The sequence below is a fragment of the Pseudomonas wayambapalatensis genome, from assembly GCF_049942315.1.
GTDB lineage: Bacteria > Pseudomonadota > Gammaproteobacteria > Pseudomonadales > Pseudomonadaceae > Aquipseudomonas > Aquipseudomonas wayambapalatensis.
In genome coordinates this window covers 15,471-34,135 of the sequence record NZ_JBNFMU010000228.1, presented here as the reverse complement: position 1 = coordinate 34,135, position 18,665 = coordinate 15,471, and the positions used below count along the sequence as shown (strand labels likewise).

Genomic DNA, 18,665 nt, shown 5'->3' with positions numbered 1-18,665 from the left:
GCACCCTCCGTGGGGTCAGACGCTCAGCAGCAGGAACTCGCGCTCCCAGGAGCTGATCACCCGCTTGAAGTTCTCATGCTCGGCGCGCTTGACTGCGACGTAGCCCTGGACGAACTGGCGCCCCAGGTAGTCTTCCAGGACCTTGCAGTCTTCCATGTGCTGCAGCGCATCCTCGATGGTGATCGGCAGGCGCAGGTTGCGACGCTCGTAGGCGCGGCCCTGTACCGGCGCACTCGGCTCGATCTTCTCGATCATGCCCAGGTAGCCGCACAGCAGGCTCGCGGCGATCGCCAGGTAAGGGTTGGCATCGGCGCCCGGCAGACGGTTCTCGACCCGCATCGCCTCGGGGCTGGAGGTCGGGACGCGCAGGCCGGCGGTGCGGTTTTCCTCGCCCCATTCCACGTTCACCGGTGCCGAGGTGTCTGGCAGGAAGCGGCGGAACGAGTTGACGTTCGGCGCGAACATCGGCAGCACCTTGGGGATGTACTTCTGCAGGCCGCCGATGTGGTGCAGGAACAGCTCGCTCATGCTGCCGTCTTCATTGGCGAACACCGGCTTGCCGGTGGCGATGTCGACCACGCTCTGGTGCAGGTGCATGGCACTGCCCGGCTCGTCGGTGATCGGCTTGGCCATGAAGGTGGCGGTGACATTGTGCTTGAGCGCCGCCTCGCGCATGGTGCGCTTGAACACGGTGATCTGGTCGGCCAGGTCCAGGGCGTCGCCGTGACGGAAGTTGATCTCCATCTGTGCCGGGCCGTCTTCGTGGATCAGCGTGTCCAGGTCCAGGCACTGGATTTCGCACCAGTCGTAGACGTCCTCGAACAGCGGGTCGAATTCGTTCGCAGCATCGATGGAGAACGACTGTCGGCCACTTTCGGCGCGGCCCGAACGGCCCAGTGGCGCCTGCAGTGGCAGGTCCGGGTCTTCGCAGCGCTGGGTGAGGTAGAACTCCATCTCGGGCGCAACGATCGGCTGCCAGCCCTTGTCGGCGTAGAGTTTGAGGACTTTCTTCAGGACGTTGCGTGGCGACAGTTCGATGGGGTTGCCGTGCTTGTCGAAGGTGTCGTGGATGACGATGGCGGTCGGTTCGATCGCCCAAGGGATCTGGTACACCGCCGCAGGATCGGGGCGGCAGATCATGTCGATGTCGGCCGGATCGAGCAGGCCGTAGTAGATGTCGTCATCGACGAAGTCGCCGGTGACGGTCTGCAGCAGCACACTCTCGGGCAGGCGCATGCCACGCTCGTTGAGGAACTTGTTGGTCGGGGCGATCTTGCCGCGGGCAATGCCGGTCAGGTCACTGACCACGCATTCGACTTCGGTGATCCGGTGTTCTTTCAGCCAGGCGGACAGCTGATCGAAGGGGGCGTTCATACAGACCTCTTGGTTGGGTTTTGGTGGTGGGTACGCAGGCCGTGCGCCGTGTGCTGGTATTGCACGCCGTTGCACGAAGCCACTTCCCACAGGTCACGCTGAGGACTATCTTGGGCGCAGCCCCCCGGGGCTATCTATCCGTTTTCTCCGTCAATCAATGCACCAAAAGAGTGCATATAGGACGCCGCGTGAATACGCAAAACGCCTTGCAGGTCCAGGCCTTCAACACCACCGATGTCACCGAGCAGGTTCGCGCCACGCCCGGTTGGCAGCAGCAATACCGGCAGATGTCGCCCGGGCATTTCAGCGGTCAGTTGCGCTGCCTGGGGCTCGATGGCGTCGAGGTGTACGAAGAGCGCCTGAACACTCGCGTCGAACAGTTCTTCCGCGCGCCGAGCGGTTCGTTGACCTTCTGTTTCGACCAGGTCGAGAACAGCCTGTACCTGCTCAACGAGCAAAGCCGCAACATCTGGATCACCCCGGAGAACTACCAGGAAGTGGCGGTGGTGTTCGACCAACCGTTCCTGCAGCGCCACGGCCTGGATCTGGAGCGTCTGCAGGGGCTGTTCATGGTTCCGCTGGGCAGCGGCCAGAATGCCCTGTTCGGCAGTTGGCTGAGCGCGACCCTGACACGCCTGGCGCAGGCTGACTGCCCGCTTGAAGGGCAGGCCTTGGCCGAGCAACTGCTCGATGACTGCCTGTTCATCCTCGACAACGCCTGCCAGCGCCTGCAGGGCCAGGCACTGGGCAAGCGCGGTGAAGAGCGGGCGATCATGCAGCGGGTCAGCGAATGGGCAGCGGACTGCCCGGAAGAAACGCTCAATCTCATGGAGCTGGCGCAGGTGGCCGGGGTGTCGTTGCGTCAATTGCAGGAGGCCTTCAAGGCCTTTACCGGCATGCCCCCGGCGCATTGGCTGCGTCTGCGCCGACTCAACGGTGCGCGCCGCGACCTGCTGCGCGGCGCCAGCGACGTGACGGTAGCGGAAGTGGCGATGCGTTGGTCATTCTGGCACCTGGGGCGGTTTTCCGAGAGCTATCGCCAGTTGTTCCGCGAGTTGCCGAGCGAGACGCTCAAGCGCGGGCGCTGAAGTGGCATCTGCGAGAGGTTGGCTGTCAGATAAAGACCAGCTCAAAAGGCTGCAGCAGGCATTCCAGCAGCTGTTGCGGCACCACGGGCGGCGTGTCCGCATCCGCCTCCATCTGACTGACATGGGCAGCAATGGCCTGGCGCTTGCGCGCGAGGCTGGCTTCGTCGAGCTGGATACGACGCGCGCGTTGCCAAGGTAGCCGAGGATCGTCCGGCGTCGACCAGCGCCACGCCCATATCGGCGCTTCGGCCAGCGTTGCACCACGCGCCTGGGCGGCCTGTGCGCAGGCACGGCCCACCGCGTCATGGTCGCAATGACCGTCGTGGCGCCAGGGGCACATCAGCAGGTCGCCGGGTTGCAGCAACTGGCTCAAGTGATTGACCAGGAAGGCCTCATCGCGGGGCAGGGCACCGTCCTTGAGGTTCAGCCGTCGCCAATCCAGGTCCGCGACCCGCAGATCGAGCTGCTGCAAGGCATGGCGGCTTTCCAGCGGGCGCTGGTGACGCAGGCGTCGTTCGCTCCATTGAGCCGAGCCTGGGTGGCTGCCTTCGCCGTCGGTGGCAGAGATGAGCACGAGGTCCTGCTCGCGGCCATGGAAGTGACTCAATAATCCGCCCGCCATGAGCACCTCGTCATCCGGATGCGGCGCTACCAACACCAGGCGCCGGCCCGGCGGGCACAGTTGTTCGGGGGTGATCCAGGCGGCCCGGGCCAGGTGCGCGGATTTCTGCCATTCGCTCCAAGGGGTTCCCGCGTCAGCCTGGATCATGTGCTCGTTCATCGTTGCCAAGCTCCTGCTGTCAGTCGAACTCAAACCAATACAGGCGCGGGTATTCTGCGGCGGCTTGGTCATGGCGGGTTTCGGCGAGATTCCCGGGTCTCAGAATGATTGAGGGAGCGGGTGAGGGGAGAGTTCAAAAAAGCTGGTGCCACACGATCTGAATGTTAGGCGGGTTTGACGTGGGCGCGGGCTGCAGTGATGGCACCTCGTGGCCAAACCTTTACGCTCACCGTAACGATCAGCCACCGTGCTTGATTGATGCCCCCATCCCCCAGGCCTAAGGTGACCCCACGACAGCGAACCCGTGGAGTCACCAATGACCACAACGAAGAATCCACCGCCGCAATGGTCGAGAAGGCGCGCCGAAAAGCAGCGCCGTCTCGAGCGGGTGCGTCACCTCGCCGATGGCGTGGTGCTGCCCACCGAGCGTATCGTCGAGGCCCTCGAACTGCTGATCGCCCCGGGTGATCGAGTGGTGCTCGAAGGCAACAACCAGAAGCAGGCGGACTTTCTTTCGCGCTCGCTGGCCAAGGCCGACCCTGGCCGCCTCCACGACCTGCACCTGATCATGCCCAGCGTCAGCCGCGCCGAGCACTTGGACCTGTTCGAACGCGGCATCGCCCGCAAGCTCGATTTCTCCTTCGCCGGCCCCCAGAGCCAGCGCATCGGCCAGTTGCTCGAAGACGGTCTGCTCGAAGTCGGCGCCATCCACACCTACATCGAACTCTATTCGCGCCTGCTGGTGGACCTGATCCCCAATGTCACGCTGGTCGCAGGCTTCACTGCCGACCGCGATGGCAACCTCTACACCGGCCCCAGCACCGAGGACACCCCGGCGCTGGTCGAGCCCACGGCGTTCAGCGACGGCATCGTCATCGCCCAGGTCAACCAGTTGGTGGAGCATGTCGACGACCTGCCCAGGGTGGACATCCCAGCCTCTTGGATCGACTTCGTGGTGGTCGCCGACCAGCCGTTCTACATCGAGCCGCTGTTCACCCGCGACCCGCGTCATATCAAGCCGGTGCATGTGCTGATGGCGATGATGGCGATCCGCGGCATCTATGAAAAACACCAGGTGCAGTCGCTCAACCACGGCATCGGCTTCAATACCGCTGCCATCGAGCTGATCCTGCCGACCTACGGCGAGTCGCTGGGGCTGAAGGGCAAGATCTGCCGCAACTGGACCCTCAACCCTCATCCAACGCTGATCCCGGCCATCGAGACCGGCTGGGTCCAGAGCGTGCACTGCTTCGGCACTGAGCTGGGCATGGAAGACTACATCGCCCAGCGTCCGGATGTGTTCTTCACCGGGCGCGACGGTTCGATGCGCTCCAACCGGCTGATGTGCCAGCTGGCGGGGCAGTACGCGGTGGACCTGTTCATCGGCGCCACCTTGCAGGTCGATGGCGACGGCCATTCCTCGACGGTCACCCGTGGCCGCCTGGCTGGCTTCGGCGGCGCACCCAACATGGGCCACGACCCACGCGGGCGGCGCCACGCGACTCCGGCCTGGCTGGACATGACCGTGCCCGAAACCCTGCTCGAACGTGGGCGCAAGCTGGTGGTGCAGATGGTCGAGACCTACCAGGAGGGCGGCAAACCCACCTTCGTCGAAACCCTGGATGCGGTCGAGGTGGCGAAGAAGGCCGGCATGCCGTTGGCGCCGGTGATGATCTATGGCGATGACGTGACCCACCTGCTCACCGAAGAGGGCATCGCCTACCTGTACAAGGCGCGCAGCCTGCAGGAGCGCCAGCAGATGATCGCGGCGGTGGCCGGGGTTACCGCCATTGGCCTGCGCCATGACCCCAAGGATACCGAGCGCCTGCGCCGCGAAGGGCTGGTGGCCTTGCCCGAAGACCTGGGCATCCGCCGTACCGACGCCAGCCGTGAGTTGCTCGCCGCACGCAGCATCGCCGACCTCGTGGAGTGGTCCGGTGGGCTGTACAACCCGCCCGCACGTTTCAGGAGCTGGTGATGAAAGCACTTTGCATACAGCCCCTGGCCTTGCCGGATCAGTTGGCCGACCTGGCCGTCGAAGCCTTGATCGAAGAGGCCGACCTCTCGCCCAAGCCCGGGCTGGTGGACCGCCGTGGCAGTGGCGCCCATGGCGACATGAACCTGGCCTTGATGCACGCCTCGGCGCTGTCGCTGTGGCCGTGCTTGCGACAGATGGCCGAAGCCGCGCAACGCCATGGCGAGATCGCGGCGCCGCTGCGCGCAGAGCTTGGACGCCTTGGGCGTGAAGGCGAGGCAGCGATGCTTGCCACCACGGCCGGGGTCAATACCCACCGGGGTGCGATCTGGGCGCTGGGGCTGCTGGTTGCGGCGCGGGCGCTGAGCCCGGTGAGCAGCGATCCACATACCCTTGCCGCACGTGCCGGGCGCCTTGCGCTGATCGCCGATCCGAGCGCTCCTGTACAGGACAGCCACGGCATTCAGGTGCGCCGCCGCTATGGTGCGGGTGGCGCCCGCGAGCAGGCCCAGCAAGGCTTTCCGGCGATCACCGGTCACGGCCTGCCGCAACTTCGGCGTAGCCGCGCCGCGGGCGCCAGCGAGACCCATGCGCGCCTGGATGCACTGCTGGCGATCATGGCTTCGCTGAGCGACACCTGCGTGCTCTGGCGCGCCGGCGAGCAAGGTCTGGATGCCCTGCAGCAAGGAGCCCGCGCGGTGCTCGACGCAGGCGGCAGCGCCAGCTTGGCGGGTCGCCGTCAACTGCGCGCCCTGGAGGCTCGCCTGCTGCAACTCAATGCCTCTCCAGGCGGTGCCGCTGATCTGCTGGCCGCCTGCCTGTTCCTCGACAAAGCCGGGAGCCTGTGACATGGAAACCCTGAACTTTCAATTCCCCGCCGCACAACCGGGCCGTGGCCGCGCCCTGGTCGGCTGCGTCAGCTCCGGCGACCTGGAGGTGCTGATCGAGCCCGGCCAGGCCGGCAGCCTCGACATCCAGGTGGTGACCTCGGTCAACGGCAGCCAGGCCCGCTGGAGCCAGCTGTTCCAGCGCCTGTTCGACGGCCGCGACTTGCCCGCGCTGAAGATCGACATCCATGATTTCGGCGCCACCCCCGGGGTGGTGCGCCTGCGCCTGGAACAAGGCTTCGAGGAGATCGGCCATGACTGATAGCGAACGCCTGCTGCACAGCCGCAGTTTCGTCGAACTGGGCGCCCGGCAGCGTGCCCGGGCCCTGCTCGACACGGGCAGTTTCCGCGAGCTGCTCGGCCCCTTCGATCGCCTGATGTCGCCCTGGCTGCCACGCCAGGGCATCGTGCCGCAGGCCGATGACGGCGTGGTCATCGCCAAGGGCAAGCTCGCCGGGCGTCCCGCCGTGGTCGCGGCCATCGAAGGCGGGTTCCAGGGCGGCAGCATGGGCGAGGTGGGGGGCGCCAAGATCGCCGGCGCCTTGGAGCTGGCCGCCGAAGACAACCGTAACGGCATCCCCACCTGCGCCGTGCTGCTGCTGGAGACCGGTGGCGTGCGTCTGCAGGAGGCCAACCTGGGCCTGGCAGCGATTGCCGAGATCCAGGCCGCGATCATCGAACTGCGCGCCCACCAACCGGTCGTTGGCGTGATCGCGGGTTCAGTCGGCTGCTTCGGCGGCATGTCCATTGCTGCCGGGCTGTGCAGTCACCTGCTGGTAACCCGCGAAGCACGTCTGGGCCTCAATGGCCCACAGGTGATCGAGCAGGAAGCGGGGATTGGTGAATACGATTCGCGTGACCGGCCTTTCATCTGGAGCCTCACCGGTGGCGAGCAGCGTCACGCCAGCGGCTTGGTGGACGCCTACGTCGCCGATGACGTCGAGGCGATCCGCAGCCAGTTGCTGGCGTTGCTGGCCGCACCCTCTGCGCAGCGTGCCAGCCGCCATCAATGGTTTCTCGAGCGCCTGGCGCAACTGGGCGACGACTGCCCGCAACTCGATGCCGCCGCCGTGCGTGCCCTGTATCAAGGAGATGCCTGATGAACCGTGCCCAGAACTGGTTGCAGGGCCTTGCCAGCGGCGAGCCGCTGCCAGGTTTTCCCGCCTCGGTGCAGGTGGTCGATGGCGAACTGGACAATCGCCTGGCGCGCTTTATCGCCGTGGTGCCCGATGTGCACAATCCCTTTGCCCGGGCCCGTACCGGCGAAGTCGGCCTGCTGGAAGGCTGGGGCCTTGCCAAGGCGGTCGCCGAGGCGGTGGACGCCGACCGCGACGGTGAGAAACGCGTGCTGGTTGCGCTGATCGATGTGCCCAGCCAGGCCTACGGGCGGCGTGAGGAAGCGCTGGGTATCCATCAGGCCCTGGCCGCTGCGGTGGAGGCCTACGCCCAGGCGCGTCTGGCCGGGCATCCGGTGATCGGGCTGCTGGTGGGCAAGGCGATGTCCGGGGCGTTTCTTGCCCACGGCTACCAGGCGCAACGCCTGATCGCGCTGGATGACAGTGGCGTCATGGTGCATGCCATGGGCAAGGCGGCGGCGGCGCGTATCACCCTGCGCAGCGTCGAGGACCTGGAAGCCTTGGCCGCCGAAGTGCCGCCGATGGCCTACGACCTGGGTAGCTATGCCTCGTTAGGGCTGCTGCACACGCGTCTTGCCGTGGATAACGCGCAGGCGCCGACCGCCCAGGACCTGGCACAGGTGCGCGCCAGCCTGATCGATGCCGTGCGCGATATCGGCGACGCCACCGACCTGCGTAGCCGCCTGGACGGCGAGCATCGCAGCGCCTCGCGCGAGGTGCGTCAGCGTCTGCGCAGCCAATGGCAGGAGGCCTGAGATGTACGCCCCGCGCCCACACGACCTGCTCTGGGGCATGACCCCTGCCATGCTGCCTGCCGATGCGCCTGCCTGGGCGCGTTCGGTGCTGGCGGCCGGCGAGCCGGTGGTGGTGCGCCGGGCTCTTGTAGCGCCGGGCGGAGTGGCCGTCGGGGTGCGTGGGCGAGGGCGCGAGCAGCGTTTTGCCTGGCAGATGCGCGTGGCGGACATCGAGCACCGGGTCAGCCCCGAAGCACTGCGCGGGGAGGGCGAGTTGTCGTCGCCCGCCTTGCGTGCGCTATCGCAGGTCAGCGCTTGTTTGAACGATCGCGAGTGGCTGTGGGGACCTACCGGCAGCACGGGTTTCCAGCTCGCGACGGGGATCGAGGTGCTGCACGCTGGCAGCGATCTTGATCTGCTGCTGCGTGCCCCTGTGTCGATACCTCGTGAGCAGGCCGCTCGACTGCTGAAACAGTTGGAAGGCGCGGCCTGTCGCGTCGATGCGCAACTGGAAACGCCCCAGGGCGCGGTTGCCTTGCGTGAATGGGCCAGCGGGGCGCGTCGGGTGCTGCTCAAGTCGGCGGCTGGCGCGCGCCTGGTGAGCGATCCGTGGCAACTGCAGGAGGATGCGGCATGAGCAGCCTGTTCGCGTTCCCGGGCCAGGGCGCCCAGCAGGTGGGGATGCTTCATCGCCTGCCAGAGGGCAGTTCGGGCCTGCTCGAAGCGGCCAGCGAGGCACTGGGCGAGCAGGTGCTGATGCTCGACAGCGCCGAGGCCTTGCGCCATACCCGTGCCGTGCAGTTGTGCCTGCTGTTGACCGGCGTGGCCTGGGCGCGCTGGCTGATGCAACGCAGCCCGGCGCCGGGGTATGTGGCCGGGCTGTCGATCGGTGCCTACGCCGCGGCAGTCAGCGCCGAGGCGTTGGCGCTGGAGGACGCCGTGCGCCTGGTATCGCTGCGTGGCGAGCTGATGCAGGAGGCCTATCCGACAGGCTATGGCATGACCGCCTTGAGCGGCCTCGACCTGACCAGTGTCGAGGGTTTGCTGGATGCGGTTGGAGGTGAGGCCTACCTCGCCAACCTCAACAGCGACAACCAGATCGTCATCGCCGGCAGCGACGCCGCGATGGCGGCAGTCGCCACGCGTGCGCGCAGCCTGGGGCAGGGCGTGGCTCGGCGCCTGGCGGTCAGCGTGCCGTCCCATTGCCCTTTGCTTGCGGCCCCGGCGGCCACCCTGGCCGCAGCGTTCGCCGAGGTCGAGTTGCGCCGCCCACGCATCGCCTACCTCAGCGCCAGCACGGCACGACCGATTTTCGATCCGGCACGCCTGCGCGACGACCTTGCCGGCAACATGGCCCGGATCGTCGACTGGCGCGCGACCCTGCGCAGCGCCTGGGAGCGCGGTGTGCGCCTGCACCTTGAGCTGCCGCCGGGCAGTGTACTCACTGGCCTGGCGAGGCGAGTCTTTGAACCTGGAAAAGTGCTGAGCGTTGAATCCACGCGTGCGGACAGCATCGATGCACTGTTGCGTCAGGAGGTGGCCGACAACCGATGACCGCGCTGTAGCTCGAAGGACAACAACAAACAACTTCGATACAACCTGAGGAAAACAACAATGATCATCTATGGTGTGGCTCTGCTGGCTGTGTGCACGCTGGCCGGCGTCATCGTCGGCGACTTCCTGGGCGTGCTGTTGGGCGTCAAATCCAATGTGGGCGGGGTCGGCATCGCCATGATCCTGCTGATCTGTGCGCGGCTGTACATGCACCGCAAGGGTGGCATGAGCAAGGAATGCGAGTTCGGGGTCGGTTTCTGGGGCGCGATGTACATCCCGGTGGTGGTGGCCATGGCGGCCCAGCAGAATGTGGTCACTGCCCTGCATGGCGGGCCCGTGGCCGTGGTGGCCGCTGTCGGCGCGGTGCTGGTGTGCGGCGCGACCATTGCGCTGATCAGTCGCAGCCATCGCGGCGAGCCGCTGCCGGCGCTCGACGCGGCGCCGCCAGCCTCGGCGCAGCCTGCACCTGCGGGAGGTCGCTGATATGTGGCCGCTCATTGAAAAAGCCCTGGAACACAACGACCTGATCACCGCGTTCGCCGTCGTCGGCGCGGTGATGTGGGTATCGGTGATACTCTCCAAATACCTGACCTTCGGCCGCGTGCACGGCTCTGCCATCGCCATCGTCATCGGCCTGGTGCTGGCCTGGATCGGCGGCAACCTGACCGGCGGCCAGAAAGGCCTGGCGGACGTCACGCTGTTTTCCGGGATCGGGTTGATGGGCGGGGCAATGCTGCGCGATTTCGCCATTGTCGCCACTGCCTTCGAAGTGCAGGCCACCGAAGCGCGCAAGGCCGGGATGATTGGTGCGGTGGCACTGTTGCTGGGCACTGTGCTGCCCTTCATCGTCGGTGCGGCGGTGGCCTGGGCGTTTGGGTATCGCGATGCGGTCAGCATCACCACCATTGGCGCGGGCGCGGTGACCTACATCGTCGGGCCGGTGACCGGGGCGGCGCTGGGGGCAAGCTCCGACGTGATGGCCTTGTCGATTGCGACCGGCCTGATCAAGGCGATCCTGGTGATGGTGTTCACGCCGGTGTCGGCACGCCTGCTGGCCTTGGACAACCCGCGCTCGGCGATGGTGTTCGGCGGCCTGGCCGGGACCGTTTCCGGGGTGACGGCCGGATTGGCGGCAACGGACCGGCGATTGGTGCCCTACGGTGCGCTGACCGCCACTTTCCATACCGGGCTGGGGTGCCTGATGGGGCCGTCGATCCTGTACTTCTGTGTACGCGGCCTGGTGGGATAAGGAGGACAGTCGGCCTGGGCTCTCAACCTTCGCGACTGTACATCCGGCACTCGGCCAATAGCGCCAGCAGGTTCGGCTCGCGCTCGCGCGCCTTGAGAAACACTGCACCGATATGCTGCTGCAACCGGTAGCGCGGTTGCAGCGCGATCAAGCGCACACGGTTCTCGTACACCGCGGCGATACGGCCCGGCAGCAGGGCATAACCGACCCCCGAGCTGACCATGCTCAGCAGGGTGAAGATATCGTTCACTTGCATCGCCACCTTCGGTTCGAAGCCGGCCTGTTCGAAGACTCGTGCGCCATCGCGGTGGGTGGCGAAACCCTGTGTAAGGGTGATGAAGGTTGAGTCGGCCAGGTCCGCCAGGTCGACTTCGGCCTGCTCGGCGAACGGCGAGTCGGTCGGCACGGCCAGGAAGATATCGTCGGAAAACAGCGCCAGGTGTTCACAGGCCGGATCGTTGATGCTGTCGTCGAGCGAGACCAGGATGGCGTCCAGTTCATGGTTCTTGAGACGGTGCAGCAAGTCGACGTTCGAGCCAAGGGTGAGGTCGATGTTCAGCTCGCTGCGGCGCAGCTTCAGGCCCATGACCAGCTTGGGCACGGTCTTGACCGTGAGCGAATACAGCGCCCCCAGGCGAAAGCGTTCGGCATAGAAACCTGCGGCCTCGCGGGTCTGGCGCACCAACTGCTCGGCGTCCTGCAGCAGTTGCCGGGCCTTTTTCTCCAGCACATAGGCGCTTTCCAGCGGGATCAGCTGGCGGCCTTCGTGCTTGAACAGCGGGCAGCGCAGGGCGTTTTCCAGCGAGTGGATCGCCCGGTGCACGCTGACCGCGCTGGTCGACAGCTCGCTGGCGGCGCGGCCCAGGTTGCCACTGCGCATGAAGGCGAGAAAGGTCTCGAGCTTCTTCAAGGTCAGTTCTTCGTCGATCAGCATGCACAGGCGCTCGCGGGCGGTCGGAGTGTCGATAATGCCACAGCACGGCGCGACCCCGTCAGCCCTGCGCAGGGGCGCAACGCTGACGGTTTCTGCCGGCCGGGGTGTTTCAGGGGAACTTTGCCTGGCCGGACGATTCCACCGCATGCCGGGCCCAATGCAGCGGCCGCCCGACTGAACCATCGTCCTGGATGGACGACCCCTGGAGGTACGCATGGCCCGACACATCATTCATTTCACTGGCCCGATCAATTCCTCGACCTGTGGCAACCTGATCAACACCTGCTCACGTGCCGTGCAGCAGGGCGCCGAGGTGTTGCAGATCAACATCGCCACCATGGGCGGCGAATGCAGCTATGGCTTCACGCTGTACAACTTCCTGCTTGGCCAGCCGGTGCCCGTGCATACCCATAACCTCGGCACGGTCGAGTCGATGGGCAATATCCTGTTTCTTGCAGGCAGCCATCGTACGGCCTGCCAGTACAGCAAGTTCCTCTTCCACCCGTTCCATTGGACCTTGCACGGCTCGGTGGACCACGCACGCATGGCCGAGTACGCCATGAGCCTGGACTACGACTTGCGCCTGTATGCCGAGATCGTCGCCGAACGTACGCAAGGCTCGGCCGAGGACCTGGATGTGATGCGTTACCTGATGGCTTATCCACGCATCCTAGGGCCACGGGAGGCCCTGGCCAGCGGAATGATCCATGCCATCGATGACCTGCCGCTCGCTGCGGATATGGTGCAGTGGAGTGTGCACGCCTGAAGCCCCGTGTTGTACAGCGGCCAACAGGTTCGCGCACAAGCGTTCGATGGCCCTGCCTTTTAGCGCCGCCAGTCAGTTCCCCTGCAACGCGATGGAGCAGATCGTCACACGCCCGTTCGGAACTCTTGTAAGGCGCGCATTCGCGCCTTGCGCCACAGATCGCCAAAGGAGAAACGACATGGCACACGATCAGGACCGCCCAAGCCAGCGCGGTGGCACCAAGGAAACCAATCCTGGCAATTTCGCCAACGACCGCGAGCGGGCCTCCCGCGCTGGCCAGAAGGGTGGCCAGAATTCCGGGGGCAACTTCGCCAATGATCGAGCACGCGCTTCCGAAGCCGGGCGCAGGGGTGGCCAGAACAGCCACGGCAGTGGCCGCAACCCATGATTGCGCTGCTACTCAGCCGCTGACGAAGCAGCCTTGGCGCTGTTTTCGAGTGAGCTCGACAATCTTTTGAATCTTCACGGAAAACTCTGATCAATCAAAAGTCATCCATGGAGAAGAGGAGGCCCGTGATGCCAGCTCCACAGTTGTACATCATCGAATACACGCTGCACGCCGAGGCGCGCAGTTTCATCATTCGATCGGAGCGAATGGACAATGCCGAGGCATGGCATTGGGCCAGTTGTGATGCAGGGGTCGGGATCATTCCGAAGTTCGGACGGGAGAAGATCAGAAAGGTAAGCCGCCCGATGGCCGAGCGTTATGGCGTTACCGGGGTGAGTTGGCGCTTGTCCGGTGGCAAGGCTCCACTTCCTCAAGGCGCGCCAGGCACCGTGGTGACTGGTTGAACCCGCTGCGAAAAAGCCCCCACCTGCAGACGCGGGCATGCCCGCGCCTGCAGAGGCTCTGATGTTACGCCCGGCGTAGCGCAGGGTAGTCCGTATAGCCTTCGGCACCGTTGGCGTAATCGAACTGCGCGCGGTGCTCGTTCAAAGGCGCTTGTTGCTGAAGGCGCTCCACAAGGTCCGGGTTGGCGATATAGCTACGCCCGAACGCGACGGCATCGATCAGCCCCCGTGCAATCAGCGCCTCGGCTTTTTCCGGGGTGTAGCCGCCAGCCGCGACGATCACCCCTGGATACACCGCACGGATGGCTTCGCGGAATTCGTCACGCAGCGGTTTGCCGCCTGCCCAATCCGGCTCTGACAGGTGCAGATAAGCCAGGTTGCGCTTGGCCAGTTCGCCGATCAGGTACAACGCCGCGGCTTCCTGGTCTTCACCGTTGTCGACCCCATTGAACGGCCCCAGCGGGAAGATGCGGATCGCCACGCGATCGGCGCTCCAGGCGGCGATGGCGGCGTCTACCGCTTCCAGCACGATCCGCGCGCGATTCTCGACGCTGCCGCCATAGCGGTCCTCACGTACGTTAGCGCTGGGCGAGAGGAACTGGTGCAGCAGGTAACCGTGGGCGGCGTGCAGTTCGATCAGGTCGAAGCCTGCGTGCTGCGCATTGCGCGCGGCCTGGCCGAAGTCAGCGACGATGTCGGCGATTTCGGCTTCGCTCAAGGCCCGTGGTGCAGAGGTCTCGACGCGAATCACATTGCCCTGCGCGTCGCGCAGCGAGGTGCGAGCATCGGCAGGCAATGCCGAGGGCGCGACTGGCGCGGCCTGGCCGGGCTGTAGCGAGGTGTGGGAAATGCGTCCGGTGTGCCAGACCTGCACCGCGCTGTGGCCACCTGCTGCGTGGATGCCTTCGTTGACCAGGCGCCATCCGGCGATCTGCGCGTCGGTGTGGATACCTGGCGATCCCGAATAGCCTTTGGCCTGGAAGGAAATCTGCGTCGCTTCGCTGATGATCAGCCCGGCACTGGCACGCTGGCTGTAATACTCGGCCATCAGCGGCGTGGGCACATCGCCCGGCTCCAGGCTGCGCAGGCGTGTCAGGGGCGCCATGAAGACGCGGTTTGGCAGGGTAAGGGCGCCGACATGAACGGGGCGGAACAGGTGCTCGAGTGTCATTGAAGCCTCTGGGTGCGGTAAAGACGATGAGCAGCACCATACCGATCCCATTGGGGAAAGGGGGGACCGGTATCCCCGCTTGTCGCTCCCCAATGTCGCGTGGCAGAGCGTAAACATTGGCGCTCACCAGAGCGGCTCTCTGCCCCTTCTCGATGCCTTTGAGCTAGCAGAATTGTCAGTTTCGCACCCATTGTGAAGTCCCTAGAATGTTCTCCAGTCAGCGAAATGACACCCAGTGGGAAACTCAGAGGCTCACCAAGATGACATCTGATCAAGCAGCGCGTCGATCCGCCGCACTCAAGTTTACGGTTACGGTAAGTGATGATCTTGAGTTAAATGCTGTGAAAATTCCCGCGGCCCCCAACAATGTGCTTGACCCTTTGAATGCGGCGAATGGTGCCGACGCTTTGGTCGAGTACGACATGCAACCCGAGGACAGCATTGTGCTGTTGTACAACGGCAGGTCATATCCGGCGCAAAACGGCAATACCTCGAACAGAGTCGTTTTCCGCATTCTCAGTGACCACATCATATCCAGTATCAACAGTACCGTTAGCGTCAGTTACCAAGTGACGCGGCGGGGCAAGACCCTAGGGTCTGCCGAGCTGCAGTTGCAGGTGCTGAATCCGACTGCTGACAGGCTCCCTGTTCCGGCTATCGCAGAAGCCGTTGGCGAGAGGTTGGATGTTATCAATCTCAGAGCCGATGCAAACGTGTCTGTCGCCGCTTGGCCGCTGCAGACGCTGGGGCAATTGATCTATCTCAGGTACAGCGGAACCTACGCAAATGGCAGCCAATGGACTCAGCAAGTGTGGAACGGCAAACCACTTGACCAGCTGGGAGCTGTCAGAAGCACGATCGCCTTATCGACGCTTGGGGAATTGCTTGGCGGCAGCCGCATTACGCTGCGATTCGAAGTCTCCTTCGACCAGGGGCGCAGTCGCGTAGTGTTTCGTGAAAACGCTTATGAAATCATTCAGGGCCCCAGTGTGATCCGGGACGACTTCAGTAGTTACGCCTATAACCATGAAGTTCGGCCGGGTGGGGTACTACCCATGTTGGGAGGGAACATGTGCCGAGTGATCAGTGGCAACAATATTATAATTCTGACAGCTCAGTCAGGCTGGCCGCTTCTCAAAGGGAACTATCTGCGTATGAACCAGGCGACGGTCCGGTTCGAACTTAATGGCACTTTCAGGACTTTCCGCTGTAATTTTACGCTCGGCGTCCAGAACAGCACCACTGCGTACATCACCTACCTGAACGCGCAGGGGGCGACGATCGATACCCGGACGGTGACCCTGGGTGCAAACGGACAGGATGAATACAGCTTCACTTCCTCGGCTCGAGATATCAAAGTGATCCAGATCCAAGATACCGCCGGATTGAACTTGGATGACTTTGAAGTCAGCGCATAAAGGGCACCCCAACGGCAGCCGCCTGCCACATTCTTCACGGAGTGCCATTGCCTGACGTTCAGCGCGCCAAGCGCCCCGGGACGAAATGCGCCACGTCGTTGAACCCCGGTGTCGAGGCATGCCCCGGTGTTACCAGCGAGTCGATGAAGGCTTCGTCCTCGGCGGTGATGTTCACCTCCAGCGCTCCGGCGTAGGTTTCCCACTGCGCCTCGGTGCGCGGGCCGACGATGGCCGAACTGACCAGCTGGTTGTTGAGCACCCAGGCGATGGCGAACTCGACGATACCCACTCCCTTGGCGTCGGTGTAGGCGTGGATCTTCTGGGCGATGGCCAGCGACTCCTGACGCCACTCCACTTCCATGATCCGCTTGTCCTGGCGCCCGGCGCGGCTGCCGGCGTCAGGGGTCGAGCCTGGCGCGTACTTGCCGCTGAGCACGCCACGGGCCAGAGGGCTGAACGGCACCACGCCCAGCCCGTGGTAGGCCGCGGCGGTCAGTTGCTCGGGCTCGGCCTGGCGGTTGACGATGTTGTACAGCGGCTGGCTCACCACAGGCTTGGGCACCCCGAGGCGCTCGGCCAGGTTGCAGATCTCGGCGATGCGCCAGCCGCGGAAGTTGGACACGCCCCAATAACGGATCTTGCCTTGCTGCAGCAGATCACCGATGGCACGCACGGTCTCCTCCAGCGGCACCTTGTGGTCTTCGCGGTGCAGGTAGTAGATGTCCAGGTAGTCGGTGTCCATGCGCGTCAGTGTTGCCTCCAGCGCATTGAACAGGTGCTTGCGTGACAGCCCGCTGCGGTTGGGCAGGCCGTCTGCCGGACCGTAGCCGGCCTTGGAGGCGACGATCCAGTCCTGGCGATGGCGTGCCACCGCTTCGCCGACGATCTCTTCGGAGCGCCCGGCGTTGTAGACATCGGCGGTGTCGATGAAGTTGATGCCCTGGTCCCAGGCGCGGTCGATGATGCGCAGCGAAGCCTCGGTATCGGTCTGCTCGCCGAACATCATGCTTCCCAGGGTCAGGGCTGAGACTTGCAGGCCGGAGCGGCCGAGAGGGCGGTAGCGCATGCTGGAGGTCCTTGCGTCGAAGAAGATGGTTGGACCGTTTTACACACAAGCACCGGGCTTTGAAAGGGCGCAGGGTGGCGTTCGCCGCTATTTACCGTTGCCAGGCGAAGGGAATTTCTGGCCGAGCGCAATCCTTGTGCTACTACTTGATATCGACACGCGCGATTGCAGATGGACGGTCGCAGAGCCAGGGAGTTTCGCCAGCGCTGATGTCTTGCCAGCCCCCGCTACAGCCGTCTTCCTGCTGCACGTGAATGAATCCGAGCTGTTTCATCACCACAAGGAAGGCTACACATGACCGAAGTCACCCTGATCGAAACCGTGAGCGCCGATTCCCTGACCAAGCTGCTGCAGGACGCCGGCTGCCGGGTCAATCGTAGTGAGCAGAATGCCGTTGTGCAGCTGCTCAGCGCCAGCCAGGGCGTGGGTTACGCAGTACGGTTCGGTAATCGAGCCAATGGCCAGGAGGGCGAGTTCCTCGACTTTACCTTCAGTTGCGCGCTGCGCATCCAGGGCGAGCTGCCGGCCGGGCTGGCCGAGCGCTGGAACGCCAGCCGTCGTTTCGCCCGGCTGTCGGTGCAGGGCGAGTTCCTGGTGATGGAAAAAGACGTGGTGGTTGCCGATGGCGTCAGCGAAAAGCATCTGCTGGGCAGCCTGGTGCTGTGGGATCGCCTGCTGCAGGAGTTCATCGTCTACCTGCGCGACTATAGCCGCAATGTCGCCGACCAGACCGAACAGGCGACCAGCGCGGCGACTGCTTCGTGACCTCCCGCACCTTCTGGGCCGGCGCGGGTGCGCTGGCCGTCATTGCGGTGGCTGTCGCCCTGGTACTGCGTCCGGGGGAGGAGCCGGTGGCCGCAGCGCACCCGGCTGCGACCGAGGTCAAAGGGCCTGTGTTGGCCAGCCTGGGCGAGCAGAAGGTCGGCAGCGACGAACTGAAGACCTTGCTTGCGCAGTTGCCGGAGCCGACTCGCGAGCACCTGCGTGGCGATAGACCGGCACTGGAGGCGTGGATCCGCGCACGTCTGGCAGAAAAGGCGTTGTATCGCCAAGCCGAAGCCAAGGGCTGGCCACAGCGTCCGGACGTCGAGGCGCAGACTCGCGCCCTGAGCGAGCAGATCGTCTTGCGCGACTACCTCGCGTCGGTCACGCGAGTGCCTGACGACTACCCGAGCCAGGCCGAGCTCGAGCAGGCTTACCAAGCCAACAAGGACGAACTGCGCCTGCCGGTACGCTATCGCTTGAGCCAGATTTTCCTGCGGGTCGAAAAGCCCAAGGACGATGAGGCAGTGGTCAAGCAGGCCCAGGCCCTGGCCAAGCAGGCACGCGATGGCGATTTCGCCACGCTCGCCCGCGAGCACTCCCAGGACACCGGCACTGCTGCCCAGGGCGGCGACACCGGGCTGCAGGCGCTCGACCAGTTGCTACCTGAAGTGCGCGAGGTGGTGACTCGGCTCAAGGTCGATGGTGTAAGTGAACCAGTGCGCAGTGCCGCAGGCCTGCACATCATCAAGTTGGTCGAACAGCAACCGGCGCGGGCGGCAACCCTGGAGGAGGTGACACCGCAACTGACCCAACTGCTCAGGGCACAACGTCAGGAGCAACTGGTGCGCAATTACGTCAACGGCATGTTCGATTCGGCGACCTTGAGTATCGACGGGGCGGCATTGAATCAGGTGCTGGAGGCCAGTCGCTGATGCTGCTGGAGTGAGTGTGCCGAACCTGCATTCGGTACGCTCG

General features: G+C 64.6%; 21 protein-coding genes and 1 pseudogene. 17 read left to right on the top strand and 5 right to left on the bottom strand.

Features of this window, described 5'->3' with window-relative positions; genetic code table 11:
* Positions 1 to 15: 15 nt before the first annotated feature.
* Positions 16 to 1,374 (bottom strand): glutamine synthetase family protein, encoded by a 1,359-nt coding sequence (locus tag ACPZMI_RS21850; RefSeq protein ID WP_054891312.1) that lies wholly within the window; start codon positions 1,372 to 1,374, stop codon positions 16 to 18.
* A gap of 188 nt (positions 1,375 to 1,562) precedes the next feature.
* Between ACPZMI_RS21850 and ACPZMI_RS21845 the strand changes: the two genes are divergently transcribed.
* Entirely contained in the window at positions 1,563 to 2,462 is a 900-nt protein-coding gene (locus ACPZMI_RS21845) for a helix-turn-helix domain-containing protein (RefSeq protein WP_186664492.1), read from the top strand.
* Between the two features lie 25 nt (positions 2,463 to 2,487).
* Here ACPZMI_RS21845 and ACPZMI_RS21840 read toward each other — a convergent pair whose 3' ends face one another.
* Positions 2,488 to 3,243 (bottom strand): PIG-L deacetylase family protein, encoded by a 756-nt coding sequence (locus ACPZMI_RS21840; protein ID WP_411382555.1) that lies wholly within the window; start codon positions 3,241 to 3,243, stop codon positions 2,488 to 2,490.
* 316 nt (positions 3,244 to 3,559) lie between these two features.
* Here ACPZMI_RS21840 and mdcA point away from each other — a divergent pair, with 316 nt between their 5' ends.
* From mdcA to madM, 9 genes are read left to right on the top strand one after another with little or no spacing between them, the layout of a single operon-like run.
* Positions 3,560 to 5,221, top strand: coding sequence for a malonate decarboxylase subunit alpha (mdcA, locus tag ACPZMI_RS21835; protein WP_186719465.1), 1,662 nt, complete (start codon positions 3,560 to 3,562; stop codon positions 5,219 to 5,221).
* Positions 5,221 to 6,066: a triphosphoribosyl-dephospho-CoA synthase gene (locus ACPZMI_RS21830; RefSeq protein WP_426353055.1), complete on the top strand. Its 846-nt coding sequence runs from the start codon at positions 5,221 to 5,223 to the stop codon at positions 6,064 to 6,066. Before mdcA ends, ACPZMI_RS21830 begins: the two co-directional genes overlap by 1 nt.
* A gap of 1 nt (position 6,067) precedes the next feature.
* On the top strand, positions 6,068 to 6,367 hold the full coding sequence (locus ACPZMI_RS21825) for a malonate decarboxylase subunit delta (RefSeq protein WP_186664499.1): 300 nt from the start codon (positions 6,068 to 6,070) through the stop codon (positions 6,365 to 6,367).
* Entirely contained in the window at positions 6,360 to 7,205 is an 846-nt protein-coding gene (locus tag ACPZMI_RS21820; RefSeq protein WP_288377344.1) for a biotin-independent malonate decarboxylase subunit beta, read from the top strand. Before ACPZMI_RS21825 ends, ACPZMI_RS21820 begins: the two co-directional genes overlap by 8 nt.
* Positions 7,205 to 7,996: a biotin-independent malonate decarboxylase subunit gamma gene (gene mdcE / locus ACPZMI_RS21815; RefSeq protein ID WP_426353054.1), complete on the top strand. Its 792-nt coding sequence runs from the start codon at positions 7,205 to 7,207 to the stop codon at positions 7,994 to 7,996. The genes ACPZMI_RS21820 and mdcE overlap by 1 nt, the downstream gene beginning before the upstream one ends.
* 1 nt (position 7,997) lies before the next feature.
* Entirely contained in the window at positions 7,998 to 8,612 is a 615-nt protein-coding gene (locus tag ACPZMI_RS21810) for a malonate decarboxylase holo-ACP synthase (RefSeq protein ID WP_426353053.1), read from the top strand.
* Positions 8,609 to 9,529, top strand: coding sequence for a malonate decarboxylase subunit epsilon (gene mdcH / locus ACPZMI_RS21805; protein ID WP_288377349.1), 921 nt, complete (start codon positions 8,609 to 8,611; stop codon positions 9,527 to 9,529). The genes ACPZMI_RS21810 and mdcH overlap by 4 nt, the downstream gene beginning before the upstream one ends.
* A gap of 60 nt (positions 9,530 to 9,589) precedes the next feature.
* On the top strand, positions 9,590 to 10,012 hold the full coding sequence (gene madL / locus ACPZMI_RS21800) for a malonate transporter subunit MadL (protein WP_288377350.1): 423 nt from the start codon (positions 9,590 to 9,592) through the stop codon (positions 10,010 to 10,012).
* A 1-nt stretch (position 10,013) separates the two neighbouring features.
* Positions 10,014 to 10,778 carry a malonate transporter subunit MadM gene (gene madM, locus ACPZMI_RS21795; protein WP_426353052.1) on the top strand — a complete coding sequence of 255 codons (765 nt, stop codon included), beginning with the start codon at positions 10,014 to 10,016 and terminating at the stop codon, positions 10,776 to 10,778.
* A gap of 22 nt (positions 10,779 to 10,800) precedes the next feature.
* Here the strand turns inward: madM and ACPZMI_RS21790 are convergent, their stop codons facing one another.
* The gene (locus ACPZMI_RS21790) at positions 10,801 to 11,712 is read right to left on the bottom strand and encodes a LysR family transcriptional regulator (protein WP_426353051.1); all 912 of its coding nucleotides are present in this window, start codon (positions 11,710 to 11,712) and stop codon (positions 10,801 to 10,803) included.
* Between the two features lie 214 nt (positions 11,713 to 11,926).
* On the opposite strand from ACPZMI_RS21790, the gene ACPZMI_RS21785 reads away from it, so the two are divergent.
* The 3 genes and pseudogenes from ACPZMI_RS21785 (at position 11,927) to ACPZMI_RS21775 (ending at position 13,270) form a co-directional block, all read left to right on the top strand.
* Positions 11,927 to 12,478, top strand: coding sequence for an ATP-dependent Clp protease proteolytic subunit (locus ACPZMI_RS21785; RefSeq protein WP_186664515.1), 552 nt, complete (start codon positions 11,927 to 11,929; stop codon positions 12,476 to 12,478).
* A 232-nt stretch (positions 12,479 to 12,710) separates the two neighbouring features.
* Positions 12,711 to 12,866: pseudogene (locus tag ACPZMI_RS21780) on the top strand (con-10 family general stress protein); the annotation flags it as partial.
* A 128-nt stretch (positions 12,867 to 12,994) separates the two neighbouring features.
* Positions 12,995 to 13,270, top strand: a complete 276-nt coding sequence (locus ACPZMI_RS21775; protein ID WP_186664519.1) for a DUF6555 family protein — start codon at positions 12,995 to 12,997, stop codon at positions 13,268 to 13,270.
* Between the two features lie 64 nt (positions 13,271 to 13,334).
* On the opposite strand, the gene nemA is transcribed toward ACPZMI_RS21775, so the two are convergent.
* Positions 13,335 to 14,441, bottom strand: coding sequence for an alkene reductase (nemA, locus tag ACPZMI_RS21770; protein WP_186710500.1), 1,107 nt, complete (start codon positions 14,439 to 14,441; stop codon positions 13,335 to 13,337).
* 260 nt (positions 14,442 to 14,701) lie between these two features.
* Here nemA and ACPZMI_RS21765 point away from each other — a divergent pair, with 260 nt between their 5' ends.
* Positions 14,702 to 15,859, top strand: a complete 1,158-nt coding sequence (locus tag ACPZMI_RS21765; protein WP_426353050.1) for a hypothetical protein — start codon at positions 14,702 to 14,704, stop codon at positions 15,857 to 15,859.
* Positions 15,860 to 15,917: 58 nt separating this feature from the next.
* Here ACPZMI_RS21765 and ACPZMI_RS21760 read toward each other — a convergent pair whose 3' ends face one another.
* Positions 15,918 to 16,925: an aldo/keto reductase gene (locus ACPZMI_RS21760; protein WP_186664524.1), complete on the bottom strand. Its 1,008-nt coding sequence runs from the start codon at positions 16,923 to 16,925 to the stop codon at positions 15,918 to 15,920.
* Between ACPZMI_RS21760 and ACPZMI_RS21755 the strand changes: the two genes are divergently transcribed.
* Genes ACPZMI_RS21755 through ACPZMI_RS21745 form a run of 3 tightly spaced genes read left to right on the top strand, consistent with a single transcriptional unit; the run spans position 16,924 to position 18,622 of the window.
* Positions 16,924 to 17,223, top strand: coding sequence for a hypothetical protein (locus ACPZMI_RS21755; protein ID WP_426353049.1), 300 nt, complete (start codon positions 16,924 to 16,926; stop codon positions 17,221 to 17,223). The genes ACPZMI_RS21760 and ACPZMI_RS21755 overlap by 2 nt on opposite strands.
* A complete protein-coding gene (locus ACPZMI_RS21750; protein ID WP_186664528.1) occupies positions 17,220 to 17,690 on the top strand; it encodes a YbjN domain-containing protein in 471 nt (156 codons plus the stop codon). Before ACPZMI_RS21755 ends, ACPZMI_RS21750 begins: the two co-directional genes overlap by 4 nt.
* Positions 17,687 to 18,622: a peptidylprolyl isomerase gene (locus ACPZMI_RS21745; RefSeq protein WP_186719455.1), complete on the top strand. Its 936-nt coding sequence runs from the start codon at positions 17,687 to 17,689 to the stop codon at positions 18,620 to 18,622. Before ACPZMI_RS21750 ends, ACPZMI_RS21745 begins: the two co-directional genes overlap by 4 nt.
* Positions 18,623 to 18,665: the final 43 nt, after the last annotated feature.

Coding starts and splice junctions, on each gene's coding strand:
- ACPZMI_RS21850 (WP_054891312.1), bottom strand. CDS start 1,374: ATGAACGCCCCCTTCGATCAGCTGTCCGCCTGGCTGAAAGAACACCGG.
- ACPZMI_RS21840 (WP_411382555.1), bottom strand. CDS start 3,243: ATGAACGAGCACATGATCCAGGCTGACGCGGGAACCCCTTGGAGCGAA.
- mdcA (WP_186719465.1), top strand. CDS start 3,560: ATGACCACAACGAAGAATCCACCGCCGCAATGGTCGAGAAGGCGCGCC.
- ACPZMI_RS21830 (WP_426353055.1), top strand. CDS start 5,221: ATGAAAGCACTTTGCATACAGCCCCTGGCCTTGCCGGATCAGTTGGCC.
- ACPZMI_RS21825 (WP_186664499.1), top strand. CDS start 6,068: ATGGAAACCCTGAACTTTCAATTCCCCGCCGCACAACCGGGCCGTGGC.
- ACPZMI_RS21820 (WP_288377344.1), top strand. CDS start 6,360: ATGACTGATAGCGAACGCCTGCTGCACAGCCGCAGTTTCGTCGAACTG.
- mdcE (WP_426353054.1), top strand. CDS start 7,205: ATGAACCGTGCCCAGAACTGGTTGCAGGGCCTTGCCAGCGGCGAGCCG.
- ACPZMI_RS21810 (WP_426353053.1), top strand. CDS start 7,998: ATGTACGCCCCGCGCCCACACGACCTGCTCTGGGGCATGACCCCTGCC.
- mdcH (WP_288377349.1), top strand. CDS start 8,609: ATGAGCAGCCTGTTCGCGTTCCCGGGCCAGGGCGCCCAGCAGGTGGGG.
- madL (WP_288377350.1), top strand. CDS start 9,590: ATGATCATCTATGGTGTGGCTCTGCTGGCTGTGTGCACGCTGGCCGGC.
- madM (WP_426353052.1), top strand. CDS start 10,014: ATGTGGCCGCTCATTGAAAAAGCCCTGGAACACAACGACCTGATCACC.
- ACPZMI_RS21790 (WP_426353051.1), bottom strand. CDS start 11,712: ATGCTGATCGACGAAGAACTGACCTTGAAGAAGCTCGAGACCTTTCTC.
- ACPZMI_RS21785 (WP_186664515.1), top strand. CDS start 11,927: ATGGCCCGACACATCATTCATTTCACTGGCCCGATCAATTCCTCGACC.
- ACPZMI_RS21775 (WP_186664519.1), top strand. CDS start 12,995: ATGCCAGCTCCACAGTTGTACATCATCGAATACACGCTGCACGCCGAG.
- nemA (WP_186710500.1), bottom strand. CDS start 14,441: ATGACACTCGAGCACCTGTTCCGCCCCGTTCATGTCGGCGCCCTTACC.
- ACPZMI_RS21765 (WP_426353050.1), top strand. CDS start 14,702: ATGACATCTGATCAAGCAGCGCGTCGATCCGCCGCACTCAAGTTTACG.
- ACPZMI_RS21755 (WP_426353049.1), top strand. CDS start 16,924: ATGCTGGAGGTCCTTGCGTCGAAGAAGATGGTTGGACCGTTTTACACA.
- ACPZMI_RS21760 (WP_186664524.1), bottom strand. CDS start 16,925: ATGCGCTACCGCCCTCTCGGCCGCTCCGGCCTGCAAGTCTCAGCCCTG.
- ACPZMI_RS21750 (WP_186664528.1), top strand. CDS start 17,220: ATGACCGAAGTCACCCTGATCGAAACCGTGAGCGCCGATTCCCTGACC.